At 73.1% G+C, this 24,067-nt stretch carries 17 protein-coding genes and 1 pseudogene; 7 read left to right on the top strand and 11 right to left on the bottom strand.

Annotated elements, in window-relative coordinates; all coding sequences use genetic code 11:
• Both ABZ854_RS02135 and ABZ854_RS02130 read right to left on the bottom strand, forming a co-directional pair.
• Positions 1–79 (bottom strand): annotated as a pseudogene (locus ABZ854_RS02135) (MerR family transcriptional regulator); the annotation flags it as partial.
• A gap of 94 nt (positions 80–173) precedes the next feature.
• Complete coding sequence (locus ABZ854_RS02130; RefSeq protein ID WP_361202762.1) at positions 174–1,403, bottom strand: M20 family metallopeptidase; 1,230 nt, start codon at positions 1,401–1,403, stop codon at positions 174–176.
• Between the two features lie 375 nt (positions 1,404–1,778).
• Here ABZ854_RS02130 and argJ point away from each other — a divergent pair, with 375 nt between their 5' ends.
• The 3 genes from argJ to ABZ854_RS02115 all read left to right on the top strand — a co-directional run bounded on the left by argJ (position 1,779) and on the right by ABZ854_RS02115 (position 8,055).
• A complete protein-coding gene (gene argJ / locus ABZ854_RS02125; protein WP_361202759.1) occupies positions 1,779–2,933 on the top strand; it encodes a bifunctional glutamate N-acetyltransferase/amino-acid acetyltransferase ArgJ in 1,155 nt (384 codons plus the stop codon).
• Positions 2,934–3,102: 169 nt separating this feature from the next.
• The gene (locus tag ABZ854_RS02120; protein WP_361202756.1) at positions 3,103–4,947 is read left to right on the top strand and encodes a M1 family aminopeptidase; all 1,845 of its coding nucleotides are present in this window, start codon (positions 3,103–3,105) and stop codon (positions 4,945–4,947) included.
• A gap of 177 nt (positions 4,948–5,124) precedes the next feature.
• On the top strand, positions 5,125–8,055 hold the full coding sequence (locus tag ABZ854_RS02115) for a LuxR C-terminal-related transcriptional regulator (RefSeq protein WP_361202753.1): 2,931 nt from the start codon (positions 5,125–5,127) through the stop codon (positions 8,053–8,055).
• On the opposite strand, the gene ABZ854_RS02110 is transcribed toward ABZ854_RS02115, so the two are convergent.
• The 5 genes from ABZ854_RS02110 to ABZ854_RS02090 form a co-directional block, all read right to left on the bottom strand.
• Entirely contained in the window at positions 8,015–9,922 is a 1,908-nt protein-coding gene (locus ABZ854_RS02110; RefSeq protein ID WP_361202750.1) for a serine/threonine-protein kinase, read from the bottom strand. The two genes, ABZ854_RS02115 and ABZ854_RS02110, sit on opposite strands and share 41 nt — an antisense overlap.
• A gap of 91 nt (positions 9,923–10,013) precedes the next feature.
• Positions 10,014–11,135 (bottom strand): hypothetical protein, encoded by a 1,122-nt coding sequence (locus ABZ854_RS02105; protein ID WP_361202747.1) that lies wholly within the window; start codon positions 11,133–11,135, stop codon positions 10,014–10,016.
• Positions 11,136–11,170: 35 nt separating this feature from the next.
• Entirely contained in the window at positions 11,171–12,109 is a 939-nt protein-coding gene (locus ABZ854_RS02100; protein ID WP_361202744.1) for an N-acetylneuraminate synthase family protein, read from the bottom strand.
• A gap of 14 nt (positions 12,110–12,123) precedes the next feature.
• Positions 12,124–13,386 carry an N-acylneuraminate cytidylyltransferase gene (locus ABZ854_RS02095; RefSeq protein ID WP_361202741.1) on the bottom strand — a complete coding sequence of 421 codons (1,263 nt, stop codon included), beginning with the start codon at positions 13,384–13,386 and terminating at the stop codon, positions 12,124–12,126.
• Between the two features lie 35 nt (positions 13,387–13,421).
• Positions 13,422–14,732, bottom strand: coding sequence for a DUF6716 putative glycosyltransferase (locus ABZ854_RS02090; protein WP_361202738.1), 1,311 nt, complete (start codon positions 14,730–14,732; stop codon positions 13,422–13,424).
• Positions 14,733–14,931: 199 nt separating this feature from the next.
• Here ABZ854_RS02090 and ABZ854_RS02085 point away from each other — a divergent pair, with 199 nt between their 5' ends.
• The 3 genes from ABZ854_RS02085 to ABZ854_RS02075 are packed head-to-tail and all read left to right on the top strand — an operon-like array spanning position 14,932 to position 18,559.
• Positions 14,932–15,948, top strand: coding sequence for a glycosyltransferase family 2 protein (locus tag ABZ854_RS02085; protein WP_361202735.1), 1,017 nt, complete (start codon positions 14,932–14,934; stop codon positions 15,946–15,948).
• On the top strand, positions 15,945–17,279 hold the full coding sequence (locus tag ABZ854_RS02080) for a polysialyltransferase family glycosyltransferase (RefSeq protein ID WP_361202732.1): 1,335 nt from the start codon (positions 15,945–15,947) through the stop codon (positions 17,277–17,279). Before ABZ854_RS02085 ends, ABZ854_RS02080 begins: the two co-directional genes overlap by 4 nt.
• A 35-nt stretch (positions 17,280–17,314) precedes the next feature.
• Positions 17,315–18,559: an acyltransferase gene (locus tag ABZ854_RS02075; RefSeq protein ID WP_361202729.1), complete on the top strand. Its 1,245-nt coding sequence runs from the start codon at positions 17,315–17,317 to the stop codon at positions 18,557–18,559.
• Here ABZ854_RS02075 and ABZ854_RS02070 read toward each other — a convergent pair.
• Both ABZ854_RS02070 and ABZ854_RS02065 read right to left on the bottom strand, forming a co-directional pair.
• The gene (locus ABZ854_RS02070) at positions 18,469–19,041 is read right to left on the bottom strand and encodes a Uma2 family endonuclease (RefSeq protein WP_361202812.1); all 573 of its coding nucleotides are present in this window, start codon (positions 19,039–19,041) and stop codon (positions 18,469–18,471) included. The genes ABZ854_RS02075 and ABZ854_RS02070 overlap by 91 nt on opposite strands.
• A gap of 99 nt (positions 19,042–19,140) precedes the next feature.
• Entirely contained in the window at positions 19,141–20,721 is a 1,581-nt protein-coding gene (locus tag ABZ854_RS02065; RefSeq protein WP_361202726.1) for a methylmalonyl-CoA mutase family protein, read from the bottom strand.
• A 79-nt stretch (positions 20,722–20,800) separates the two neighbouring features.
• Between ABZ854_RS02065 and ABZ854_RS02060 the strand changes: the two genes are divergently transcribed.
• Positions 20,801–21,634: a L,D-transpeptidase family protein gene (locus ABZ854_RS02060; protein ID WP_361202723.1), complete on the top strand. Its 834-nt coding sequence runs from the start codon at positions 20,801–20,803 to the stop codon at positions 21,632–21,634.
• Positions 21,635–21,897: 263 nt separating this feature from the next.
• On the opposite strand, the gene ABZ854_RS02055 is transcribed toward ABZ854_RS02060, so the two are convergent.
• Both ABZ854_RS02055 and ABZ854_RS02050 read right to left on the bottom strand, forming a co-directional pair.
• Complete coding sequence (locus ABZ854_RS02055; RefSeq protein WP_361202720.1) at positions 21,898–23,118, bottom strand: hypothetical protein; 1,221 nt, start codon at positions 23,116–23,118, stop codon at positions 21,898–21,900.
• Positions 23,118–23,780: an RNA polymerase sigma factor gene (locus tag ABZ854_RS02050; protein WP_361202717.1), complete on the bottom strand. Its 663-nt coding sequence runs from the start codon at positions 23,778–23,780 to the stop codon at positions 23,118–23,120. Before ABZ854_RS02050 ends, ABZ854_RS02055 begins: the two co-directional genes overlap by 1 nt.
• Positions 23,781–24,067: the final 287 nt, after the last annotated feature.

Genomic DNA, 24,067 nt, shown 5'->3' with positions numbered 1-24,067 from the left:
CCGACCCGTACGCGGGCCGTACGCTCGGTTCGACGAGGCCGGTGCGGGCCCAGTAGTCGAGCTGCCGGTAGGTGCCCGCGCCCCTGAAGGGGCGCGGGGAACTGCGCGAAGGGGGTCCGGGGGCTTGCCCCCAAAGGTCGGGAAGGGAAGGGGCGGCGGGGGCGAGGAAGGGTTTACGCCTCGAGGTCGTCCAGGAACGCCGCTGCCGTGAACATCTCCACGCCGACCGTGATCGCGAGTTCGTCGGCGTCGAAGTCACCCTGGTGCAGGTCGCGGACCCGAGGGTCACCGGGGGTGCGGACGCCGAGGCGGGCCATCGCGCCGGGCACGTGCTCCAGGTACCAGGAGAAGTCCTCGCCACCCAGACTCTGCTCGGTGTTCTCCACGGACCCCATTCCGCGCCGCGCGACCATCGCCTTGCGCAGCAGTTCGGTGGCCCCCCGGTCGTTGACGACGGGCGGCACACCGCGCACGTAGTTGATCTCCGACTTGGCCCGGTGCAGCGTGGCGACCTCGTCGATGGCCGCGTGCACGACGTCGGGGGCCTCCCGCCAGGCGTCCAGGTCGAGGCAGCGGACGGTGCCGGACAGTTCGGCGTGCTGCGGGATGACGTTCGGGGCGTGGCCCGACTCGATCCGGCCCCAGGTGACGACGAGTCCCGCGCGGGTGTCCACGCGCCGGGCGACCAGCGCCGGCACGTCGGTGACGACGCGGGCTGCGGCCGTGACCAGGTCGGTGGTCAGGTGGGGGCGAGCGGTGTGGCCGCCGGGGCCGTCGAGCGCGATCTCCAGCCGGTCGCAGGCGCTGGTGATGGGGCCGACGCGGAGCCCCACCTTGCCGGCGTCGACGCGCGGGTCGCAGTGCACGGCGAGGATCCGCCCCACCCCGTCCAGCGCCCCGCACGCGATGGCGTCGGCGGCGCCGCCGGGCAGCACCTCCTCGGCCGGCTGGAAGATCAGCCGCACGGGGCGCGGCAGCAGGCCCTCCTCGTGCAGCCCGGCGAGGACGATGCCGGTGCCGAGGACCACGCTGGTGTGCACGTCGTGGCCGCAGGCGTGCGCACGGTCGGGCACGGTCGACCGGTAGGGGCAGTCGGCCTTGGTGTCCGGGATGGGCAGGGCGTCGATGTCGGCGCGCAGGGCGAGCAGCGGGACGGTGAACCGCTCCCCCTCGGCCAGCCCGATGTCACAGATGAGCCCGGTTCCCGAGGCGAGGACGCGGGGGCGGAGGCCGGCCTTCTCCAGCCGCTCCTTGATGGCAGCGGTCGTACGGAACTCCTGGTTGCCCAGTTCGGGGTGCATGTGCAAGTCGCGGCGGAAGGCGACGAGTTCGGCGTGCAGCGATTCGCTCAGCACACCGGGGAGCACATCCCCGGGGAGGTCGGCCTCGGACTCTAGGGACATCAATTGCTTCACCCTCTGAAGGGTAGGACGCCCGACCGGTCGGCTGAGCGGGATCCAGAAAAGTTCAGCCCCGTGGGGGAAGAAAATCTGACCGGCGGACGCATGGCGGCGGACTGCGGTGGGTAAAACCTTTGCTTCCTCTTCCACGCATACCACGCCTGGCCGGTCTCACGCGCGACATGTCCAAAGATCGGAACCGGCCCGGCAGCGGCCGGCCGCGGGGAGGGCGAGCTGCGCGATGCCGTCGCCGACGCCTCGCCACTGCATGTTTATGCAGATGTCTCTGATGTTGCCCAGGCGCTCAAGATCCCGCTCTAGCGTGAAGCTTACCAAAATACATTGCCGCCCCGAGTGAGTGAATGTACGTTACTTAGCATGATCATTCACTCGCCCCGGGGCTTCCGCAGCGTGACCAGGAACATGGGGCTCAAGGACGTCGAGGACGACTTCGCGGCCGTCGTCTCCGAGGTGCCCGCCCGTTCCGCCGCCGTGTTCACCCGCTCGCGGTTCGCGGGACCCAGCGTCGTGCTCAGCCGTGCGGCGGCGGCCCGGCAGGACAGCCGCGGCATGGTCGTGCTCTCCCGGAACGCCAACGTCGCCACCGGCGGCGCGGGCGCGGCCAACGCGGCCGAGGTGCGCCGCAGGGTCGCCGAGATCGCCGGCGTCGACCCCGAGGAACTGGTCATCGGCTCCACCGGGGTGATCGGCCGGCCCTACCCCATGGACAGCATCCGGGCCGGACTCGACGCGCTGTCCTGGCCGTTCCCGGAGGCCGACTTCGCGGCGGCGGCCGCGGCCATCATGACGACGGACACCCGGCCCAAGTACCTGGCCGTGCGGGTCGGTGACGCCGTGCTCGCCGGCATCGCCAAGGGCGTCGGCATGATCGAGCCGAACATGGCCACCCTGCTGACCTTCTTCTTCACCGACGCGGACATTCCGGCCGCCGAACTCGACGCTCTGTTCCGCCGGGTGATGGACCGCACGTTCAACGCCCTGAGCATCGACACCGACACCTCCACCAGCGACACGGCCGCGATCTTCGCCAACGGCCTGGCCGGTCCCGTCGACCTCGACGGGTTCGAGCAGGCACTGCACACCGTCGCCCTGCACCTCGTCCGCGACATCGCCTCCGACGGCGAGGGCGCCGCCAAGCTCATCGAGGTCCAGGTCACCGGGGCCCGCGACGACGCACAGGCCAAACGGGTGGGCAAGAGCGTGGTCAACTCGCCCCTGGTGAAGACGGCCGTGCACGGGGCCGACCCCAACTGGGGGCGGGTCGCGATGGCCGTCGGCAAGCTGGAGGACGAGACCGACATCGAGCCGCCCCGGGTGCGGATCTGGTTCGGCGACCTCCCCATGCACCCGGAGGAGCCGAGCGACGCGCTGCTGGAGCGGGCGGCACGGTATCTGACCGGCGACGAGGTGGTCATCCGGGTGGACCTCGGCATCGCCGACGGCGCGTTCACCGTCTACGGCTGCGACCTCACCGAGGGCTACGTGAAGCTCAACGCCGACTACACGACCTGAGCACCCGCGCGGCCGTAGGGATATCCCTACGGCCGCCGTGCGCCGCTTCCACGGCGGGGCGGTGGCTCTCAGACTCCTCGTGGTGCCGCCCGGACCTGCCTCACATGGTCTCTCTCCCCAGGGGCGGCCCGTCTCCCCCCACCCCGTCCCGAGAGGACAGGAAGACACCATGAGACGAAGACTCCTCACCTGGGCGACCGGTGCCTGTGTGATCGCCGCGGCCGGCGGGCTGGCCGTGGCGGCGCCCGCGCCGGACGCGCGGGCGGCCGACCCGGCCTGCGGGCAGTTGGTCGGCAACGGCGGTTTCGAGAACGGCACGTCGCCCTGGTCGGCGAGCAGCGGTGTGATCACCGACGCCGGCGGGCAGAGCGCCCACGCGGGCAGCCACTTCGCCTGGCTGGACGGCTACGGCTCCACCCACACCGACACCCTCTCGCAGAGCGTGACGGTCCCGGCCGGCTGCACCAGCGCCTCGCTCAGCTTCTATCTGCACGTCGACACGGACGAGACGACCACGTCCACCGCGTACGACAAGCTCACCGCCAAGGTGGGTACGACGACCCTCGCCACGTACTCGAACCTGGACGCGGCCCCCGGGTACGTGAAGAAGACCGTGGACGTCTCCTCGTTCGCCGGGCAGACGGTCACCGTGTCCTTCACCGGCAGCGAGGACTCCGGCGCCCAGACCAGCTTCGTCCTCGACGACGTCACCCTCGACACCTCGGCCGGCGGCACGACCCCGCCCCCGCCCGGCGACTCCGTCCGGACGCCCGCGAAACCGTCGTACACCGTCTCGCTGAGCAGCGACTCCACCGGTGCGCACTGGAGCGGGCACGAGAGCGTGACCTTCACCAACGCCTCGGCCGACCCGCTGAACGAGGTGTACCTGCGGCTGTGGGACAACGCCCACGGCAGCTGCCCGACCACACCGATCACGGTGACGCACGTGACCGGCGGCACGCCGGCCGCGCTGTCGGTGAACTGCACCGCCCTGAAGGTGACGCTGCCGGCCCCGCTCGCGCAGGGGCAGAGCGGCACGGTCGGCTTCGACCTGGCGATCGACGTACCCAGCGGCGCCGACCGGTTCGGCCACGACGGGCAGTTCGACTTCCTCGGCAACGCCCTGCCGGTCCTCGCGGTCCACGACGGCGACGGCTGGCACCTGGACCCGTACACGAACAACGGCGAGTCCTTCTACTCCCTGGCCGCCGACTTCGACGTCACCCTGGACCACCCGACGTCGCTGTCCGTCCCGGCCACCGGCACCTCCGTGGACAGTCCCGGGTCCGCCGGGCGCACCGTCACCCGGGCCACCGCCAGTTCGGTGCGCGACTTCGCCTGGGCGGCCGGCCCGTTCAGCAAGGTGTCGGGGACGGCGCAGGACGGCACGAAGGTCAACGTCTACGGCGTCGACGGCATCGGCTCGTCCGACCTGCAGAGCATGCTGAGCGTGGCCGAGTCCGCGATCGACGCGCACGGGCAGCGCTTCGGGGCCTACCCGTACGGCGAGGTGGACGCGGTCCTCGACAACGACTTCTGGTTCGGCGGCATGGAGTACCCCGGCTTCGTCCTCGACCTGGTCGACCGCACGGCGCTCACGCACGAACTCGCCCACCAGTGGTTCTACGGCATCGTCGGCGACGACGAGTACAACCACCCGTGGCTGGACGAGTCGTTCACCGACTACGCCACCGACCTCGCCCTCGGCAAGGACGGCTCCGGCTGCTGGAACAACGTCTCCTGGGCGTCCGGCGGCGAGGCGATCACCAACTCGATGGCGTACTGGGACGCCCACTCCTCCCGGTACTCCACCGTCGTCTACGGCTACGGCAAATGCGCCCTGCACGACCTGCGGCGCGTCCTCGGCGACAGCGCGATGCAGGAGCTGCTCCACGACTACGCGCAGGCCCACTGGTACGGCGTCTCCACCACCGCCGAGTTCAAGGCGACGGCACAGGCGCTGACCAGCACCGACCTGACGTCGTTCTGGGCCCAGCACCGCATCGAGGGCTGAGCCCGCTCAGGGGGGTGTCCCCCACTGGTTCAAGGTCGTACAGTCCGTCCCGTCCGGCGGGGCGGCCCCGACGCGCTCACGAAGGGGAGGGACCCATGGGACCCATGAGCGACCCGTCCCGGTGCCGACGACGCCACCGGCACCGGCCCGGTCCCGGTGGCCCGCTCGGCGCGGGCCGTGCCTGAGCCACGGCCGGCGGCCGCTGCCGCCGGCCGTCCGGCCGTCCTCGCGCGGGCGCGGGCCGCGCTCGCCGCGGGCGGTCTCGTGCTCACCGGGCACCTGGGTGCCGGCCGGTCCACGCTGCTGTCGGCGCTCGCCGAGGAGTGCGCGGAGAGCGGCCACCGGGTGCTGCGCTGCGCACCGGCCCGCTCCGACCGGCGACTCCCCCACCTGGGGCTGATCGACCTCATGGCCCAGGTCCGGGACGAGGAGCTGGATCACCTCCGGGACCCCGAACGCGCCCTGCTGGACGGGGTGTTGCGCCGGGGCGCGGGCACTGCTCGCCTGGAGGGGGGCGAGCAGCTGCTCACGCTGCACCTGGCGTTGCTGCGGGTGTTCACCGAACTGGCGCTGCCTGGCCCGCTGTTGCTGGTCGTCGACGACGCGCAGTGGCTGGACGAACCGAGCGCGGACGCGCTGTCCTTCGTCGCCCGGCGCAGCACCGGCGGCCGGCTCGCGGTCGCGGCGGCCGTCCGCACCGACCCGGGCGCCGGGGCCGTACACCCGCGGACCGAGGCGGCCGGGACGGCGGCCCCGCACGACGCGGACGTGGGGCGGCACGGCGAGTCCCTCGACGCCGTGGACCGTGCCGTGCGGCTGTGTCCCGGGCCGGCGACCACGCTCGCGGTACCGCCCATGACGGAGCCGGAGATCGCCGAGGTGCTCGCGGCACACGGCATGCGCTGGCCCAGGCAGATGGCCGCGCGGGTCCGGCGGGCCGCCGGCGGCAACCCCCGGTTCGCGCTGGAACTCGCCCGCACCTGCCAGGAGGACGGCAGCCCGGTCTGGGGCAGGCCGCTGACTCCCGCCTCGGTGCCGCCCCTGCCGGAGGCGCTGCGGCCGTACCTCCACGACTGGCTGGCCGCTCTCGGCCCCGCCGCCCGCCGGACCCTCCTGGCGGCGGGCGCCGCGGCCTACCCCACGGCGGCGCTGCTGCGCCGGGCCGGGTTCGCCGGCGCGGCCGACGATCTGCGGGAGGCCGTACGGCTGGGGCTCGTGGCGCCGGTGGGCGACGGGCCGGTCCGGTTCACGCAGCCGCTGACGGCGGTACTGCTGTACGAGGAGGCCGGCGCGCAGGAGCGGGCCCGGGTCCACCGGGCGCTCGCCGACGCCGCGACCGATCCGGTGGAGCGGGCCCAGCAGCTCGCCTCGCTCGCCACCGGCGAGGACGCGGCGCTGGCCGCCCTGTTGTCGGAGGCGGCCGCGATCGCCCGCCGCCGGGGTGCCCGCGCGAACGCCGCGCAGCTGGGGCTGAGCGCGGCCGAGCTGACCCCGGGCACCGGCGCCGACAGCGTCGACCGGCTGCTGACGGCGGCGGAGGACGCGCTCGCCGCCGGGGACTACCCGCTGGTGCGGCGCCTCGCCCACCACGCGCTGCGCGACTGCCGGAACCCGGCGGACCGGATCCGCGCCTGGATGGCGATCATCGACTCCAGCGGGCAGGCCGTCGCCGAGGTGGCCAACGTGCTCCGGTACGCGCTGCGGGACGCCGAGTGCTGTCCCGACCTGCTGGCCCAGGTGCACTACCGGCTCGCCTGGCAGGCCTGGGTGGCCGAGGGTTCCGCCGTGCGGGCGCACCCGCACGCCGTCCGGGCGGCCCGGCTGTCGCGGGAGGCGGACGACTGGCGGACCCACCAGCTCGGCCTGACGTTGCAGGCCTCCGTGGAGTTCTACCTCGGCCTGCCCGAGGCCGAGGACACGCTGCGGGCCGCGCTGACCTCGCGGGCCGACCACCGGGCGCTCTACGACCACAACGGGCCGGCCTTCGTCCGCTCCCGCCGCCATCTGCTGCACGACCGGCTGGACGACGCACGCGCCGAGATGCGCGCCCTCGTCTACACGGTGCGCACCCGGGGCAGCACGGAGAGCCTCAGCCAGTGCCTGGCCTCCCTCGCGCTGGTCGAGGTGCACCGGGGGCGCTGCGCCCGCGCGCTGGACCTGGCCGCGCAGAGCCTGGACGTCGCCGCGCGGGCCGGGTTCAGCCAGGGGCCGGCCTGGCACGCGCTGGCGGTGGCCAGGGCGGCCGGCGGTGACCCGGGCGAGGCGCTGGTGGCGGCGGAACAGGCGCGCCGGCACGCCGAGGACGACGCCGACCGGCTCTTCCTGCCCCGCGCCCTGCACGCGGAGGGCCATGTCCGGCTGGTCACGGGCGAGTCCGGGGCGGCCCTGCCCGTGCTGCGGCGGGTGCGGGACCTGGAACTCGCGCAGGGGCAGGGCGATCCGGCGATCCGCCGCTGGCACAGCGATCTCGCCGAGGCGCTGGTCCTGGAAGGGTGCGGCGCGGACGCCGACGAGCTCCTGGAGCTGACCTGGAAGCAGGCGGTGCGGCTCGGCCGGCAGGGGGTGCTGGCGACGCTACGGCGGCCCCGGGCACTGCTGCTGGAGGCCGAGGGGGACGCCGAGGCGGCCGTGCACCAGTTGCGGCTGGCCGCGGAGCAACTCCGGGAGCTGGGCTATCCGCTGGAGGAGGGCCGGACCAGGCTGGCCCTCGGCCGGCTGTGCCTGCGCACCGGGGACCTGGCCGGCGCACGGCGTGAACTGGCGTCCGCGCACGCGCTGTTCACGCGCGCCCGGGCCTGGCCGTGGCTGGCGCTGACCCGTGCCGCGCAGGACCAGCCGGCCCCGCGGGGCACCGCCGGGCCGCCGTCCGCGACGGCGGCGGTGGATCTGGACCTGCTCACCGACGCCGAGCGGCGGGTGGCGCAGCGCGTCGCGGAGGGGGCGAGCAACCGGGAGATCGCCGCCGAACTGGTGGTGAGCGTCAAGACGGTGGAGGCCGCGCTGACCCGCGCCTACCGCAAGCTGGGCGTGCGCTCGCGGGTGGACCTCACCCGTGTCGTCCTGAGCCTCAGTCCTGCACGGGCGGCACCGCGTCGCGCCAGATGCTGATGTCCAGGGTGACGTACTGGCTGGCGCTGCTGCTGGGCGACTGGCTCTCGTAGGTGATGAGGGCGACGATGCCGTCCTGCGTGGTCGCGCAGAGCTGCCTGCCCTTGGAGAAGCGGCTCAGCGAGATCTCCTGGGGGAGGTAGCGGGTGTCCTGCTTGCAGGCGTCCAGTGAGCCCGCCTCGCCCTGGTCGAGCAGGACGAGCTTGGTGTTGTAGGAGCCGAAGGAGCAGGAGTCGCTGTCGCAGCTCAGGTACAGGTCGTCGTAGTTGGAGTCGTGCGGGACGAGCGGCTGGTCGCTGAACTTCAGGTAGTAGCCGTCGGCAAGGTTGAAGTACTTGTAGACGGTGGGGGCGGCGGTGCTGCCGGAGGACGCGTCGGCCTGCCCGCCGGTGTTCTGGTCGCCCGTGTTCCGGTCGTCGCTCTGCGCGCTCTTGGTGGGCTTCGTGCCGGAGGTCTTGGTGCCGGTGGGCTGGGTGGCCGCGCCGTTCTTGTGAGAGCCTCCGCTGCCGTCGAGCACGCCGCTCTTGAGCACGCCCACGGCCGCGCCGGCGAGGACGAGGACTCCCACGACGGCACCGACGACCAGCCCGGACTTCCGGCGCCGGGCGGGGCGGGCGCCGGGGGTGGTGGTGCCGGGGGTGGTGGTGCCGGGGCCGGCCGGGCCGCCGGATGCGCCGGGACCGCCGTAGGGGGCGTGGCCGCCGGTCGCCCATGGCGGGGCGGGCGTGTGCTGAACGGGCTGGACCGGCTGCGCGGTCTGCGTCGGCGCGTGGTGAGACTGCACCGGCTGGACCGGCTGAGCCATCTGCGTGGGGACGTACTGCGGCTGGGCGGGAGGCTGCTGGGGCTGCGTCGAGGGCTGTTGGGCGGGCCGCGGGGGCTGGGAGGGCTGCTGCGGCTGCTGGGCGGCGGCCGTCGGCGGGTGCTGGGGCGCCGCGGGCACGGCCGCGGGGGTCGCGGGCAGCGGCTGGGGCGCGTTGTAGCGGTCGGCGATGACGGTGGTCACCGCGTTCGGCAGCCAGTCCTCGGGGCGGCGCAACTGCGTCGCCCCGGACGCGGCGTTGCACAGGGCGAGGACCTCGGCGAGCGTGGGGCGCTCGTCGGGTTCCTTGGCGAGGCAACGGCGTACCAGCTCGGTGAGTTCGGCGGGGAGCCCGGCGAGGTCGGGTTCCTCGTGCACGATCCGGTAGAGCACCGCGTGGGAGGGGCCGTCGCCGTGGGCGGAGCGGCCGAGGGCGGCGAAGGCGGCGACCTGGCCGAGTGCGAACACGTCGGAGCGGGGGCCGACGGTACGGCCGGCGGCCTGCTCCGGGGACATGAAGGCGGGCGTGCCGACGGTGACCCCGCTGCCGGTCAGGGCGGTGGTGTCGGCGGCGCGGGCGATGCCGAAGTCGATGACGCGCGGGCCGTCGGCGGCGAGCAGCACGTTGGACGGCTTCAGGTCGCGGTGCACAATGCCGGCGCCGTGCACGACCTGGAGGGCCTCGGCCACGCCCGCGGTGAGCAGCAGGACGGTCGCGGCGGGCATCGCCCCGTGTTCGGCGACGGCCGCGGCGAGGGTGGGGCCGGAGACGTAGGCGGTGGCGAGCCAGGGGTGCGGGCCGTCGGTGTCGCTGTCGATCACCGGGGCGGTGTAGAGGCCCTGGACGCGTTCGGCGGCGCGCACCTCCTGGGCGAACCGCCGCCGGAACTCGGGGTCTTCGGCGAACTCGGGCCGGATCACCTTGATGGCGACGGCACGTCCGCCGGGCGTGTGCGACAGGTACACCTTGCCCATGCCGCCGGCGCCGAGCCGGGCGGCCAGCCGGTACCCGCCGATCGTCCTCGGGTCGTCCTCGGCCAGCGTCTGGAAAACCCCGTGGGCCATGCCCTCGCCGTTCATCGTTCCCCCGTCACGCAAACTGGTCAGCGGCGCACGGATCTTAGCGTGACCGGACACCGCTCGGCCGTGTCCTCGGCTACGCGGGTGCGACCGTCGCCAAACGGTGTACGTCCCGTGCCGTCCCCGTGACCGAGGACAGGAATCCGTGCGCGCGGGGTGAGGCGGTCAGGGTCAGCCAGGCGGGGTCGATGTCGCAGACGGCGACGCGGACTCCGGTGCCGGTCAGGGCGAGGGGCAGGGTGTGGACGACGGTGGAGGGGAAGCTGAGGACGGTACGGCCGATGGGCCCGCGGCGGGCGATGAGTTCGAGGGGCAGGTCGGGGCGGACGATCTCCAGTCCCGTCCCCCCGGCCAGCCGGTGCAGTTTGCCGGTGCTCTCTCGACGGTGGGCGAAGTAGCGGGTGGCACCGTGGGTCCGGGCCAGGGTGCGGACCGCGTCCAGGTAGGCGCCGTCGTCGACCACTCCGGTCTCCACCAGTGAAGTGCCCACGAGATCCGCGCCCTTGGTGATGCGGGGTGGGCCGAAGCGGGCGCGGGTCCAGGCGAAGTCGTTGGCGGTGAGGGTGACACCGTCCGGGGCCCGGGTCACCGGCATCGAGGAGAACACCTCGACCCGGCGGCCCCCGGCCGGGGTGAGACGGCGGCGGGCAGCCGCGGAGACCGGGGCGAACAGCAGGTCGCGGGGGCCGGGGTGGCCGCCCTTGCGGTGCCAGCGCACCAGCCGTTCACCGTGGGCGAGTTGGGAGACGAACTCCATGGTGGCCGTGCCGTCGTCGACGACGACCAGGTCGTGGGCCCGGGTGATGGTCAGCAGCAGTTGCACGTAGCGGGAGAAGGGGTCGCCCATGACGACCCGGCCGGCGCGGCGCAGCCGGCCGGCCAGGCCGCCGATGGTGTGGAAGGGGGCGGTGGTGCCGCCCCGCGCCTCCTCCCAGCACACCCGGTGCCCCTCGTCCCGGGCCAGGTCGGCCATGCGGCGCAGCTGGCCGCGGGTCATGGGGTCGGTGGGGGCGAGGACGACGACGGTGAGATCGGCGCCCGCCGGGCCGTGGGTGTGGGCGTCGGCCTGGCCGGGGCCACGCGCGTGCGCCCACTCCAGTACGTTCAGCAGTTGTACCGGGCTCTCCACGAAGGCGAGCGTGTGGCCGGGTTCGTCCGGCTCGCCGGGGTGGCCGGCCCGGCCGGCTCGGGGTCTCATCGTCGTAGGACCGTCCCGTGGTCGGTGGACCGGTGTCAGACCGCGACCGGTTCGCCCGCCGCCGCCGCGATCTCCGCCTCGGCGACGACGCCGGTGACGCGGCGCAGCTTCTTCATGGGGCCGCGCTCGGAGTCGTAGACCTTCTTGACGCCGTCACCGAGGGAGGCCTCGATGGTGCGGATGTCGCGGACCAGGCGGGTCAGGCCCTGCGGTTCGACGGAGGCGGCCTGGTCGGAGCCCCACATGGCGCGGTCGAGGGTGATGTGCCGCTCGACGAAGGCGGCGCCGAGGGCGACGGCGGCCAGGGTGGTCTGGAGGCCGGTCTCGTGCCCGGAGTAGCCGATCGGGACGTTCGGGTACTCGGCCTGGAGGGTGTTGATGACGCGCAGGTTCAGCTCGTCGGCCTTCGCCGGGTAGGTCGAAGTGGCGTGGCAGAGCAGGATGTTGTCGCTGCCGAGGACCTCGACGGCGTGCCGGATCTGGCGCGGGGTGGACATGCCGGTGGAGAGGATGACCGTGCGGCCGGTGGCGCGCAGAGCGCGCAGGAGTTCGTCGTCGGTGAGGGAGGCGGAGGCGACCTTGTGGGCGGGGACGTCGAACTTCTCCAGGAAGGCGACGGCCTCGGTGTCCCACGGGGAGGCGAACCAGTCGATGCCCTTGGTGCGGCAGTAGTCGTCGATGGCGCGGTACTCGTCCTCGCCGAACTCCACGCGGTGGCGGTAGTCGATGTAGGTCATCCGGCCCCAGGGGGTGTCGCGTTCGATGTCCCACTGGTCGCGCGGGGTGCAGATCTCGGGGGTGCGCTTCTGGAACTTCACGGCGTCGCAGCCGGCCTCGGCGGCGGCGTCGATCAGCCGGAACGCGCTCTCCAGTTCGCCGTTGTGGTTGATGCCGATCTCCCCGGTGACGTAGACGGGGCGGCCGGGGCCGGCCTCGCGCGAACCGAGGGTGCGGATACGGGAGTTGGTGCTCATGGAGAGGCGTGTCCTTACTTGGCGGAGGTGGGGAGAGTGGGGCGGGGTTCGAGGGAGAGGTCTGAGAGGTCGAGGTCGAGCGTGGGGCCGAGGAGCCAGCCGGCGATCTCCCGGACGGCGCCGGCGCCGCCGGGTGCGGTGGTGACGGCGCGTGCGGCACCGCGTACGGCGTCGTGGGCGCTGCCGACGGCGACGGGCCAGCCGACGAGGGCGAGGCAGGGGAGGTCGTTGACGTCGTTTCCGGCGTAGAGCACGCGCTCGGGCGCGATGCCCTGTTCGCCGCACCACTGCTTCAGCGCGAGGTCCTTGCGGTCGACGCCGTGCAGCACGGGCAGCCCCAGTTTGCGGGCGCGGGCGGCGACGACCGGGTTCTGTTCGGTGGAAAGGATCAGCAGCCTCAGGCCGCTCCTGCGGAGCGCGGCGATGCCGAGTCCGTCGCCGCGGTGCACGGAGACGAACTCCCGTCCGTCGGAGTCGATCAGCACCCGGTCGTCGGTCTGGGTGCCGTCGAAGTCGAGGACGACGGCGTCGATGTCGTCGTGGGTGGGCAGCGCGCCGGGCCGGACCGTGTCGAACAGCGGAGCGAGGGCGCGGGCGCGGGCCAGGTCGTGCGGGTCGTCGATCTCCAGGACCCGGGCGGGGTCGGTGCGGACGAGTGCGGTGCGGCCGAAGAAGCGGTGGCCGTGCGCCCGGAAGCCGGCCGCGTCCATCGCGTAGGCGGCGCCGGTCTCCAGTAGGTCCTGCGGGCGGTCCTGGCGGCGGGGGCGGTGGGCCTTGTCGTGGTTGACCCCGTGTCCGCCGTCCTTACGGTCCTCCTCGTCACGCCAGAGGAAGCCGTGGAACGGGGCGACGGTGACGGCGGTGTCGGCGCCGTTCTCGGCGACGGCCGCCGCGACCGCGTCGACGTCCTCGCGGATCAGGAACGGGCTGGTGCACTGCACGAGCAGCACGACGTCGACGGCCGCGCCGTGCAGCGTCTCGTGGGCGTCCATGGCGTGCCGGACGGCCGTCTCGGAGGTGGCGGTGTCGCCGGCGAGGGCGACGGGCCGGGTGACGACCTCTGCGCCGGCCTGCCGGGCTGCGGCCGCGATGGCCTGGTCGTCGGTGGAGACGACGACGTCGGTGACGAGCCGCGCGGCCCGGCACTCGCGCACCGCCCGCGTCACGAGCGGCACTCCGCCGACGGGGGCGAGGTTCTTGGCGGGCACGCCCTTGGAGCCGCCGCGGGCGGGGATGACGACGAGGACGCGGCGCACCCCCGGGGGTGTCGATGACATGGCTGGGACTCCTTCGGGTGAGGCGCTCGCGGCGTTCACAGCTCCCCCATCCGCCGGATCACGGGGGCCACGCGCTGGACGCCGTGCCGGTAGGCACCGCGGGCGGCGCGGCGGACGACCTGGCGGACCGGCCCGGGGGTCCGGTCGGGGGCGGGGGCGCCGGGCAGTGGGGCGCCGTCGGGGCCGAGGTGGTGGCGGGCGAGGATGCCGGGCAGATAGCCGGGCGCGGTGTCGGGGGTGTAGTAGGGGGTCAGGGGCGGCAGGCCGCCGGGGCTGCCGAGCAGGGCGGCGATGCGCGCGCGGGCGGTGTCGAAGGCCGTGTCGTAGCGGCCGTCGGCGGCGACGCCCTGCCGGGCCAGCCAGCCGTCGTCCGGCCGCGGGCGGTGTCCGGCGTCCAGCTGGTTCCAGGAGGCGAGGCAGCCCGAGCCGGTGAAGTGGTGGTTGCCGAGCGCCTCGCGCACCCCGAGGTCGGTCAGTACGGCGGTCGGGACGCGCCGGTGCAGGGCCTCCAGGGCGGCCGTGGAGCTGACGGTGACCAGCAGGTCGGTCCGGTCCAGCACCTCGCCCATGTGGCCGTACACGAGGCGGAGGTTGGCCGGCAGGTCCCGGCCCCGCACCAGCTTCTGGTACGGCAGCTCCTCGATGTGCGTGGTGTGTTCGCCGGGCCGGGAGCGCAGCTTGAGCAGCACCTCGCGCCCTGGGTACCGGCGGGCGTGGGCGATGAGCCGGTCGAGGAGGTAGGTACGGTCCCGGCGGCTGTCCGGCACGGAGGGCTGGGCGGCGAACACCACGGTGTACGGCTCGTGTTCACCGCCGTACGGCTCTCCACCGAGGAACGGCAGCGCCACCTCGGTGACCGCGCCCGCGTCGGCGCCCACCCCTTCGTACACGGCCCGGAAGCGCTCCGCGTCCTGGCGGGAGTTGGCGAGGACGAGGTCGGCGCCGTGCCGCAGCAGCAGTCCGTCGGCGAGCTTCTCGTAGACGACGCCGACGTAGCCGGTGACGACGACGGGCCGCCGCCCGGAACCCCGGGCGGCCTTCAGGCCGTGCAGCATCGCCTGGACGCCGCCGCCGACGAGCGCGAGCACGAGGACGTCGTACGACGTCTCGCTCATCGCCCGCAGGAACTCGGCGCCGGTGACCTCGCGAAGGGAGTCCGCGTGGACGCCGACTTCGGTGAGCTGGCGGGCTGTCGGGGTGGCGCGACCGCGCAGGAGGTAGCCGTCGAGCCGGAGTCCGCCGCCGGTGGGGGTGACGCGCTGCGCGGTGAGCGCGCCCCATTTCCACCGGGTGTCGGAATCCGCGAGGACGGCGACCCGCAGGGCCTTCGTTGCACTTGCTGGCACGCCGAAGACGCTAGGAAGGCATTTCGTTGTTCCGCCCAACCCGAAAGCAACAAACGGTTAACAGCACGCCGCCGAATGGCGAATCGGGCCGCGACGGCCGCCGGAAAAGGCCCGGTTCACAGCTTCGCCACGCGTCATTCACCCACCGTCAAGACGGCCGTCAGGACGAATGACGGGGCCCCGTCCTAACGTCCCCCACGTGGTCAAGCTCTCCGTCATCGTGCCGTTCTACAACGTGCGGCAATACGCGCCCGACACCCTCAGGAGCCTTGGTGCCAACGCACGTGAGGATTTCGAATTCATTCTCGTCGACGACTGTTCCCGCGACGGGACGGCCGAGATCCTCGCGCGCGCGGAGCGCGAGCTGCCGGGCGCCGTGCTCGTCCGGCACGAGCGCAACGGCGGGCTGGCGACGGCCCGCAACACGGGCATCGACCGGGCGCGCGGCGAGTTCCTGACCTTCCTGGACGGCGACGACTGGCTCGCCCCCGGCTACTACCCGCGGCTCGTCGCCGCCGCCGAGGAACTGGGCTGCGACTTCCTGCGCACCGACCACGTGCAGTGCACCGCGCGCGCCCGCACCGTGCACCGGGTGCCGGTCGGCCGGCGGAACGTGGTGACGGACCCGCGCGCGGCGATCCTGCCGGCCGACCGGTCGACGTCCGTGGACTACGCCTACGCCTGGGCGGGCGTCTACCACCGCCGGCTGGTGGACCGGGGGCTGCTGCACTTCACCGATGGGCTGCGCACGGCCGAGGACCGGCCGTGGATCTGGCGGCTGCACCGGGAGGCGGAGTCCTTCGCCGCGGTCGGCCTGCTCGGGGTGTTCTACCGGCGTGGCGTCGCCTCGTCGCTCACGCAGATCGGCGATGTGCGCCAACTCGACTTCGTCCGCGCCTTCGACCAGGTGATCGCGGAGACGGCCGGGGACCCGCGGGCGGACGTCCTGCTGCCGAAGGCCGTGCGCACCTACTGCGCCATCATCTCCCACCACCTGGGGTCCATCGAGAGGTTCGAGCCGGCGGTGGCGAGACAACTGAGGGCCCTGAGTGCCGCGGCGCTGCGGAACATGCCGCAGGACGTGCTGGACGAGGCGCTGGACTCCATGGACGTGCAGCGGGCCACACGGCTGCGCCGGCTGCGCCGCCGCCCCTCCCCCGGCACCGGCTACGGCTCCCCCGCCTCCGACTCTGCATCCTCGGGAGCCGCCGCGTGACCACTCAGATCTTCCAGGCGTCGACGCTGTACGGCACGGCCACGCTCGCCGCCGCCCTCGACTCGGGCTGCTTCGGCCCCGCCGACCGCCGCGTCCTGCTGCTCTGCAACAACGCGGCCACCCCCGAGACCACGCCCGGCCCGGACCGGATGCCCGGCTTCGAGCTGCTGCGCGAGCGGTTCGACGACGTGCTGTCGTACAACGAGGCGATCTTCCCCTTCCACCCGGGGGGCTGGGCGCCCCGGGCGGACGACCTGCCGCTCTGGGAGCGTTATCTGCGCCACGAGTGGCGACTCGGCGACGACGACGTCCAATTGGCGGTGGAGTCGATCCAGGTCAACCCGTCGCTCGCGCTCGCCCAGATCTTCACCGGCTGCCCGCTCACCGTCTACGCGGACGGCCTGATGAGCTACGGGCCCACCCGCAACAAGATCGACCCGCTGGTCGGCACCCGGGTGGACCGCGTCCTCCACCTGGACCTGGTGCCGGGCCTGGACCCGCTGCTGCTCACCGAGTTCGGCGTGCCGACCGAGATCGTGCCGACGGCCGCCTTCACCAAGGTGCTGGCCGCACTGGCCTCCCTCGGCGACGGCGTCCCCGAGGTGGCGGAGCCCGCGCTGCTGCTCGGGCAGTATCTGTCGGCCCTGGGCATCCTCACCACCGAGCAGGAGGAGGACCTGCACGTGCGGATGCTGAGGGGCGTCCACCGGCTCGGGCACGACAAGGTCGTCTTCACACCGCACCCCACGGCACCCGCACGCTTCACCCGCACCCTGGAGGCCGAGGCGGACACGCTCGGGGTGGACCTGACGGTGCCGGCCACCCCGGTCCTCGCGGAGGTGCTGTACCAGCGGCTGCGTCCCGCCCTGGTCGTCGGCTGTTTCTCCACCGCCCTGTTCACCGCCCGCGCGCTGTACGGCCTCCCCGTCGCCCGGACCGGCACCGAACTGCTGCTGGAGCGGCTCACGCCGTTCGAGAACAGCAACCGGATACCGGTCACCGTGGTCGACGCGCTGCTGCCCGATCTGGCGGACCCGGCCGCGGTCACCGAGCAGCGGCAGGGCATGGACGTGGCGGCGCTGGGCGCGCTGGTGCGCGCGGTGGGCTTCGCGATGCAGCCGAAGATCCTCCCGGGGCTGCGCCCGGAGACGGAGGCGTTCCTGTCCGCGCGCCCGGACGACGCTGCGCTGCGCTATTTCAAGCGCAGGCGGCTCACGTCGCTGGCGCTGCCCGGCGGTCTCCCGGCACCGCTGGGGTTCATCCCGCGCAATCCCACCCTGCGCCGCGTCGCGCGGCGGGCCAGGGCGTTGAGAAGGGCCGTGCGGCGCTGACTCCCGAACACCAGCCTTTCCAAGAGGGGACCACTGTGACCGAGACGGTCGTGACCACACCGGACGTACCGCCTCCCGGGAACACGGCGGCCGAGGGAGCCCCGCCCGCCCCGGCGGCCGCACGCGCCGGGGGCGGCAGACTCCGCGCCCTGGACGGACTGCGGCTGATCGCCGCGCTCATGGTGGCGCTCTACCACTACGGCGGCCGCGGCGGTCCCGTCACCCAGGCGTGGGGCACCTCGCCCCAGCAGCAGTTCCCCACGCTGCACACGCCGTTCGCCTACGGCTGCCTCGGCGTCGAGATCTTCTTCGTGATCAGCGGGTTCGTCATCTGCATGAGCGGCTGGGGGCGCCCCCTGCGCTCCTTCTTCGCCTCCCGCGTGTCCCGGCTGATGCCCGCCTACTGGGTCGCGGTCGTCCTGGTCACGGCGGTGTTCGCGTTGCCCGCGGTGGCGTACACGACGGTGTCCCCGAGCGACGCCCTGGTGAACCTCACGCTGCTCCAGGAACCGCTGGGCGTCGACCGGGTGCTGGGCGTCGACTGGACGCTGTGGGCGGAGATCCGCTTCTACGCCCTGTTCGCCCTGCTCGTGGTCCTGCCGGGCGTCAGCCGGCGCAGGGTGGTCATGTTCTGCGCCTGCTGGACCCTCGCGGCCGCCGTCGCGCAGGGGGCCGGGCAGCCCCTCCTCGACATCGTGCTGATGCCGCGGTACGCGCCGTTCTTCGTGGGCGGCATCGGGCTGTACCTCGTCCACCGCGACCGGCGGGACGCCCTGGCGTGGGGGATCGTCGCGGTGAGCTTCCTGACCGGCCAGCACTACGCGGTGCGCGACCTGTGGAACGCCGCCGACCCGCACGCCTTCGCGCACCGCACGTCGCACGGCATCATCGCGGTCGTGGCCTTCGGGTTCCTGGCCGTCACGGCGATCGCGCTGGGTTGGCTGGACCGGGTGAACTGGCGCTGGCTGACCGTGGCCGGGGCGCTGACGTACCCCTTCTACCTGGTCCACGAGCACCTGGGCTGGGTGGTGATCCGCGTCCTGCACCGCGACCTGCACCTGGCGTCGGCGGTGACCTTCGCCGCGACGCTCACCGCGATGCTGCTGCTGGCCCGGCTGCTGAACCGCTTCGTGGAGGAACCGCTGACACCCCGGCTGCGCCGGGCGCTGAACACCCCGTCGGGTGCGCGTCAGTCCTCGCCGTCGAGGAGGGTGTCGACGGACAGGTCGAGGGAGACGCCGACGGACTCCGGGACGGGGACGGACTGCCCCCGCTTGTAGTGGACGGGGTCGACGTACTTGCCGTCGACCGGATCTGTGTAGAGCAGGACCTCGGCGTGCCGGCGGTCGACGATGAGATACACGGGAATACCGGCTCGCGCATAGACGTCGACTTTGGTGGCGGTGTCGTTGGTCCAGTTGGAGGACGTCACCTCCAGAACGAGTCGGAACACGTGGGGTGCGTAGCAGTTCTTCTCGACCAGCGCGTCCTGGAAGTCCGCGTCCACGATCGCCAGGTCCGGCACCGCATAGTCGTCCGGGCCTGTAGGCAGCCAGAGCCCGATGCCCGCGACGGTTCTGAGCCCAGCCCGCCGGTCCCCGGCCTCGTGGCACGCCACGATCAACGAAGAAAGTGTCACTTGATGCGGCCCGTCCGGCGGCGGTGTCACAACGATGCTCCCGTTGAGGATCTCGACCCGGTGCCCGGGCAGCTCCTCCCAGAGCCGGTCGGCAGCATCGGCAAGCGACGACTCGTGCAGCATCACAGCCACGGCACCCTCCTTTCGGAAACACCCTTCACGAGCGTAACCGGACGTGGCCACCTTCCGCCCATGATCACCCGAACGGACTAACCGCCCAGCTCAGAACACGTCCGACGGCACGTACACCCCCCACACCCCCCGCAGCGCGTCGCACACCTCGCCCACCGTCGCCCGCGCCCGCAGGGCCTCCTTCATCGGGTACAGGACGTTGTCCGTGCCCTCCGCCGCCTTCCGCAGCGCGTCCAGGGCGGCGTCCACCGCGGACTGGTCCCGGCCGGCGCGCAGGGTGCGCAGCCGCTCCGCCTGCCGGGCCTCGATGGCGGGGTCCACGCGGAGCGGCTCGTACGGCTCCTCCTCGTCCAGCTGGAAGCGGTTGACGCCGACCACGACGCGCTCACCCGAGTCGGTCTCCTGCGCGATGCGGTAGGCGTTGCGCTCGATCTCGGCCTTCTGGAAGCCCTGTTCGATCGCCGCCTCCGCCCCGCCCATGTCCTCGACCCGGCGCATCAGGTCCAGCGCGGCGGCCTCCACGTCGTCGGTCAGCTTCTCGACCGCGTAGGAGCCGGCGAACGGGTCGACGGTGGCGGGCACGTCCGTCTCGTACGCGAGGACCTGCTGGGTGCGCAGGGCGAGTCGCGCGCTCTTGTCCGTGGGCAACGCGATCGCCTCGTCGAAGGAGTTGGTGTGCAGCGACTGGGTGCCGCCGAGGACCGCGCCGAGTGCCTGTACGGCGACCCGGACCAGGTTGACCTCCGGCTGCTGGGCGGTCAGCTGCACGCCCGCGGTCTGGGTGTGGAACCGCAGCATCAGCGACTTGGGGTTCTCGGCCCCGAACTCCTCCTTCATCACCCTCGCCCAGATCCTGCGGGCCGCACGGAACTTCGCGACCTCCTCCAGCAGGGTCGTACGGGCCACGAAGAAGAAGGACAGGCGGGGCGCGAAGTCGTCGACGTCCATGCCGGCCGCCACCGCCGTACGCACGTACTCGATGCCGTCGGCGAGCGTGAACGCGATCTCCTGCGCGGGCGAGGCGCCTGCCTCGGCCATGTGGTAGCCGGAGATGGAGATGGTGTTCCACTTCGGGATCTCGGTCCGGCAGTACTTGAAGATGTCCGCGATGAGCCTGAGCGACGGTTTCGGCGGGAAGATGTACGTGCCGCGCGCGATGTACTCCTTCAGCACGTCGTTCTGGACGGTGCCGGTCAGCCGGTCGGCCGGGACTCCCTGCTCCTCCGCCACCAGCTGGTAGAGGAGCAGCAGCAGGGCGGCCGGGGCGTTGATCGTCATCGAGGTGGAGACCTGGTCCAGCGGGATGCCGTCGAACAGCACCCGCATGTCCTCGATGGAGTCGATCGCCACGCCCACCTTGCCGACCTCACCGTGCGCGAGGGGCGCGTCGGAGTCGTGGCCCATCTGGGTGGGCAGGTCGAAGGCGACGGACAGACCGGTGGTGCCGTGCTCGATCAGCTGCCGGTAGCGGGCGTTGGACTCGGCGGCCGTGCCGAAGCCGGCGTACTGGCGCATGGTCCAGGGGCGCCCGGTGTACATGGTCGGGTACACGCCCCTGGTGTAGGGGTACGACCCCGGGTCGCCGAGCTTGGGTCCGGGGCCCCAGCCCGCCAGGTCGCCCGGCCCGTAGACCGGCTCGATGGGCAGGCCCGACTCCGACTCACGCGCCATGGATGCCTCCGCAGGATGATTCGTACCTCTCACCATGCCCCGTAGTTCGGCGGCCCTCACGCGGGGGAAGCCTCCCGGAATGAGGATCAGGGGGGTAGCCGTCGCGGGCACCGTCTTCGCCGCTCTCGCCGTGCTCGGCGGCTGCACCGCGCAGGCCCCCGGCGCCGACGGCAAGCACCGCTCCCCGGTGCACATCACGCTGCCGTCCCGTTCGGCTCCCGCGCCGGACCGGACGGGCGGGGCCCCGGCCACGACCCCTGGTAGGACCCCGGCCGCCGCGCCCCGGGTCCTGTGGTCGCGCGGGGACAGCGGCTCGGGCGTACGCGAACTGCAGGCCCGGCTGCGCCAGGTCGCCTGGCTGGCCGACGGCCCGACGGGGACGTACGACGACCTCACCGAGCAGGCCGTCCGGGGCTTCCAGGGCAAGCGCCGACTGCCCAGGACGGGCCGGACGGACACCGTCACCTGGCAGCGGCTGCTCGCCATGACGCACCGGCCCGGGACATGGGAGCTGTACCTGATGGGCGGTCAGCCGGCCGCCGCGCCCGACCCGCGCTGTCTGACCGGCCGGGTGCTGTGCGTCAGCAAGACCAGCCGGACGCTGCGCTGGATGATCGACGGCCGGACCGTCTCGACGATGTCCGTGCGCTTCGGCACCCAGTACTCCCCCACCCGCGAGGGCGTCTTCCACGTCTACTGGAAGTCCCGGCACCACGTGTCGACCCTGTACGACTCCCCGATGCCGTACGCGATGTTCTTCAGCGGCGGCCAGGCGGTGCACTACTCGTACGACTTCGCGGCGCGCGGGTACGCGGGCGGTTCGCACGGGTGCGTCAACGTGCGGGACGAGGCGGCGATCGCGGCGCTGTTCGCGCAGGTGCGGACGGGCGACAAGGTCGTCGTCTACTGGTGACGCCGGGGCGAGTGCCGGGAGAGTTCGGGAGTTTGGGGCGCGGGCGGGACCGGGGGAACGTGTCCCGCCCGCGCCAGGTGCACGAGCCGTAGGTACGGGGGGAACCCCGGCTCAGTGCGACGGCCGATGACCAGTCGGCTCACTCAGTACTGCGTCACCGGCTCCAGAAACGTCACACCCTGCGCGGAGAATTTTTCGCGAGATACGAATCCGCAGGTCAGAGTGGGCGTGGGGTGCGGGTGGGTCAGGATGCGGCGACGCCGCTACGACCGTGGACCGCCACCGGAACCGTGGCCACCACTGACTTGACCGCCACCCGAGTGACCGCCGCCGAGGTGGCCTCCGCCCGAATGACCGCCGATGGAATGACCGCCGCCCGGACGACCGCCCTTGGAGTGGCCACCACCGGAATGTCCGCCACCCGAATGTCCACCCCCCGAGTGGCCATGGCCCGCATGACCGCGCCCCCCGCCCGAGTGACCCTCGTCGTCACCGCCCTGGCCGGCGTCGCCGCCGCCCTTGCCCTTGTCACCACCCTTGCCGCCGCCGTGCCCCTTGCCGGACCCACCCGAGTCACCGGAGTCGCCGGAACCACCGGTCCCCTTGGAGCCACCGGTGCCCTTGGAGCCGGCGGAGCTGTCGGAGAGGCCGGACAGGAGGGTCTTGCAGTAGTGGTTCACCCGCGAGGAGCCGCCCGCCTGGCCCTCCAGGACACGCCGGCGGTCGGCGCCCGGGTCCTTGCCGTCCCGGACGTCCCGGCACGTTCTGGCGATGCCGCGCCACCAGGTGCCGTCGGACGTGGCGGGGTGATGGGCGCCGGGCGCTCCGCTCTTGTCGCCGCCCGGTCCGCCGGCCGCGTCGGAACCGTCCGAACCGGGGTCCGCGCTCGGACCGCCGTCGGACGTTCCCGTGCCGGAGGTGTCGGGCGGGGAGGGCGAGGTGAGGGGGTGGTCCGGGGTCGGCCCGGTGGTGACGGAGGCGGCCGGACGGGGGTGGTCGTCGCGGAAGGGGGTCGGCAGCACCCCGGTCTGGGCGGCCATCGCGACGCCGCCGAGCGTGCCGACGGTGAGGGCGGCGGCGAGGGCCAGCCGTGCCGGCCGGGCCCAGCCGGGGCGTCCGCCGCGGGCCCGGGTTCCGGGCCGGCCGGGGATTCCGCTACGGGCCGGGGAGCCGATGCGCACCAGGCCGGCGTCGGCCGCGCGCGCGGTCAGGCCGAAGCGGCGGCCGGCGCCGTCCGCGCCGGCTCCGGCGGCGGTCCGCTCGGCGTCCGCGGCCTCCCGGGCCTTGCGGAACGCGGCCAGGGCACCCTGCTCACCGGGGAGTTCGGCGGTCGCCGGAGCGGTCCCGGCGGAGAGCGCGCCGAGCGCCTCGGCGAGCCGTTTTGCCTGGTCAGGGGCAGAGGCGTCGACGGCTTCCAGCGACTCACCGCTCAGCAGACGTTCCGCTGTCTCACGGTTGAGCCACTTGTCCTGCTCGTCGGCCATCACATGTCCTTCTGCGTCCGCGCGCGCGTATGCGTCACAGTGGCGGACGTCACCGCGCCACCGCGCGGTTCTCGCTGCGGGGGGAGCGCGTCGAGGGCGCCCGCGGATTCCGGATCGTCGCCGAGCAGCTCGGCCAGCCGTTTCAGACCGCGGTGCGCGGCGGTGCGTACGGCGCCCGCGCGCTTGCCGAGGGTCTCGGCGGCGGTCTTGGCGTCGAGGCCGACGACCACGCGCAGGACGACCGCTTCGGCCTGGTCCTGCGGGAGCGTTGCGATGAGGGAGAGGGTGTGGCCGGTGGTCAGGGCCTCCAGGGCCTCACCGGCGGTGTCGGAATCGGCGGCCCGGCCGGTCAGCTCGGTCTCGTCGCCGCCGATGGCGGGGCGGCGGCCGCGCATCCGGATGTGGTCCAGCGCACGGTTGCGGGCTATCCGGGCGGCCCAGCCGCGGAACCGGTCGGCGTCGCCGCTGAACCGGTCGAGGTCCCTGGCTATCTGCAGCCACGCCTCGGACGCCACGTCCTCGGCGTCGTGATCGCCGACGAGTGTCCGTACGTACCCGAGCAGCCGTGGGTGCACCGCACGGTACACAGTCCGGAACGCGGTCTCGTCACCGTCCTGTGCCGATCGCACCGCGGCGGTCAGCTCCGCGTCGTCCCCCAGCACCTGACTCCCTAACGCCTGTCTTCTGGTCGGCGCGAAAGGCACGTTACGGCGTGAAACCTCTCTTCGTCCACGTCTGTAGAAGATGCAACTAACTCGTGACGCGTTCGGTTGCGGACTGGGTGTGACAGAAACAGCACTCACGGCGCTGAAGGAAGTACGGGCCGCCACGCGGCCCGTCCCGCGCGACGACCGGGGCCTCTCCTGTGGGGGGTGGCGGCCCCGGTCGTTGCCATGGCGAGCGGTGTCCGACCGCGCAGGCGGCAGCCGATCGACCGCAGCCGTCACGG

Source organism: Streptomyces sp. NPDC047028 (assembly GCF_040644095.1).
Lineage (GTDB): Bacteria > Actinomycetota > Actinomycetes > Streptomycetales > Streptomycetaceae > Streptomyces.
Note: the sequence above shows the minus strand (reverse complement) of the source record. Positions and strands in the feature narration are given on the sequence as shown.

Excerpts from the sequence above, each read along its gene's own strand:
- ABZ854_RS02130 (WP_361202762.1), bottom strand. The coding sequence starts at position 1,403 with ATGTCCCTAGAGTCCGAGGCCGACCTCCCCGGGGATGTGCTCCCCGGT.
- argJ (WP_361202759.1), top strand. The coding sequence starts at position 1,779 with ATGATCATTCACTCGCCCCGGGGCTTCCGCAGCGTGACCAGGAACATG.
- ABZ854_RS02120 (WP_361202756.1), top strand. The coding sequence starts at position 3,103 with ATGAGACGAAGACTCCTCACCTGGGCGACCGGTGCCTGTGTGATCGCC.
- ABZ854_RS02110 (WP_361202750.1), bottom strand. The coding sequence starts at position 9,922 with ATGGCCCACGGGGTTTTCCAGACGCTGGCCGAGGACGACCCGAGGACG.
- ABZ854_RS02105 (WP_361202747.1), bottom strand. The coding sequence starts at position 11,135 with ATGAGACCCCGAGCCGGCCGGGCCGGCCACCCCGGCGAGCCGGACGAA.
- ABZ854_RS02100 (WP_361202744.1), bottom strand. The coding sequence starts at position 12,109 with ATGAGCACCAACTCCCGTATCCGCACCCTCGGTTCGCGCGAGGCCGGC.
- ABZ854_RS02095 (WP_361202741.1), bottom strand. The coding sequence starts at position 13,386 with ATGTCATCGACACCCCCGGGGGTGCGCCGCGTCCTCGTCGTCATCCCC.
- ABZ854_RS02070 (WP_361202812.1), bottom strand. The coding sequence starts at position 19,041 with ATGCTGCACGAGTCGTCGCTTGCCGATGCTGCCGACCGGCTCTGGGAG.
- ABZ854_RS02065 (WP_361202726.1), bottom strand. The coding sequence starts at position 20,721 with ATGGCGCGTGAGTCGGAGTCGGGCCTGCCCATCGAGCCGGTCTACGGG.
- ABZ854_RS02060 (WP_361202723.1), top strand. The coding sequence starts at position 20,801 with ATGAGGATCAGGGGGGTAGCCGTCGCGGGCACCGTCTTCGCCGCTCTC.
- ABZ854_RS02055 (WP_361202720.1), bottom strand. The coding sequence starts at position 23,118 with ATGGCCGACGAGCAGGACAAGTGGCTCAACCGTGAGACAGCGGAACGT.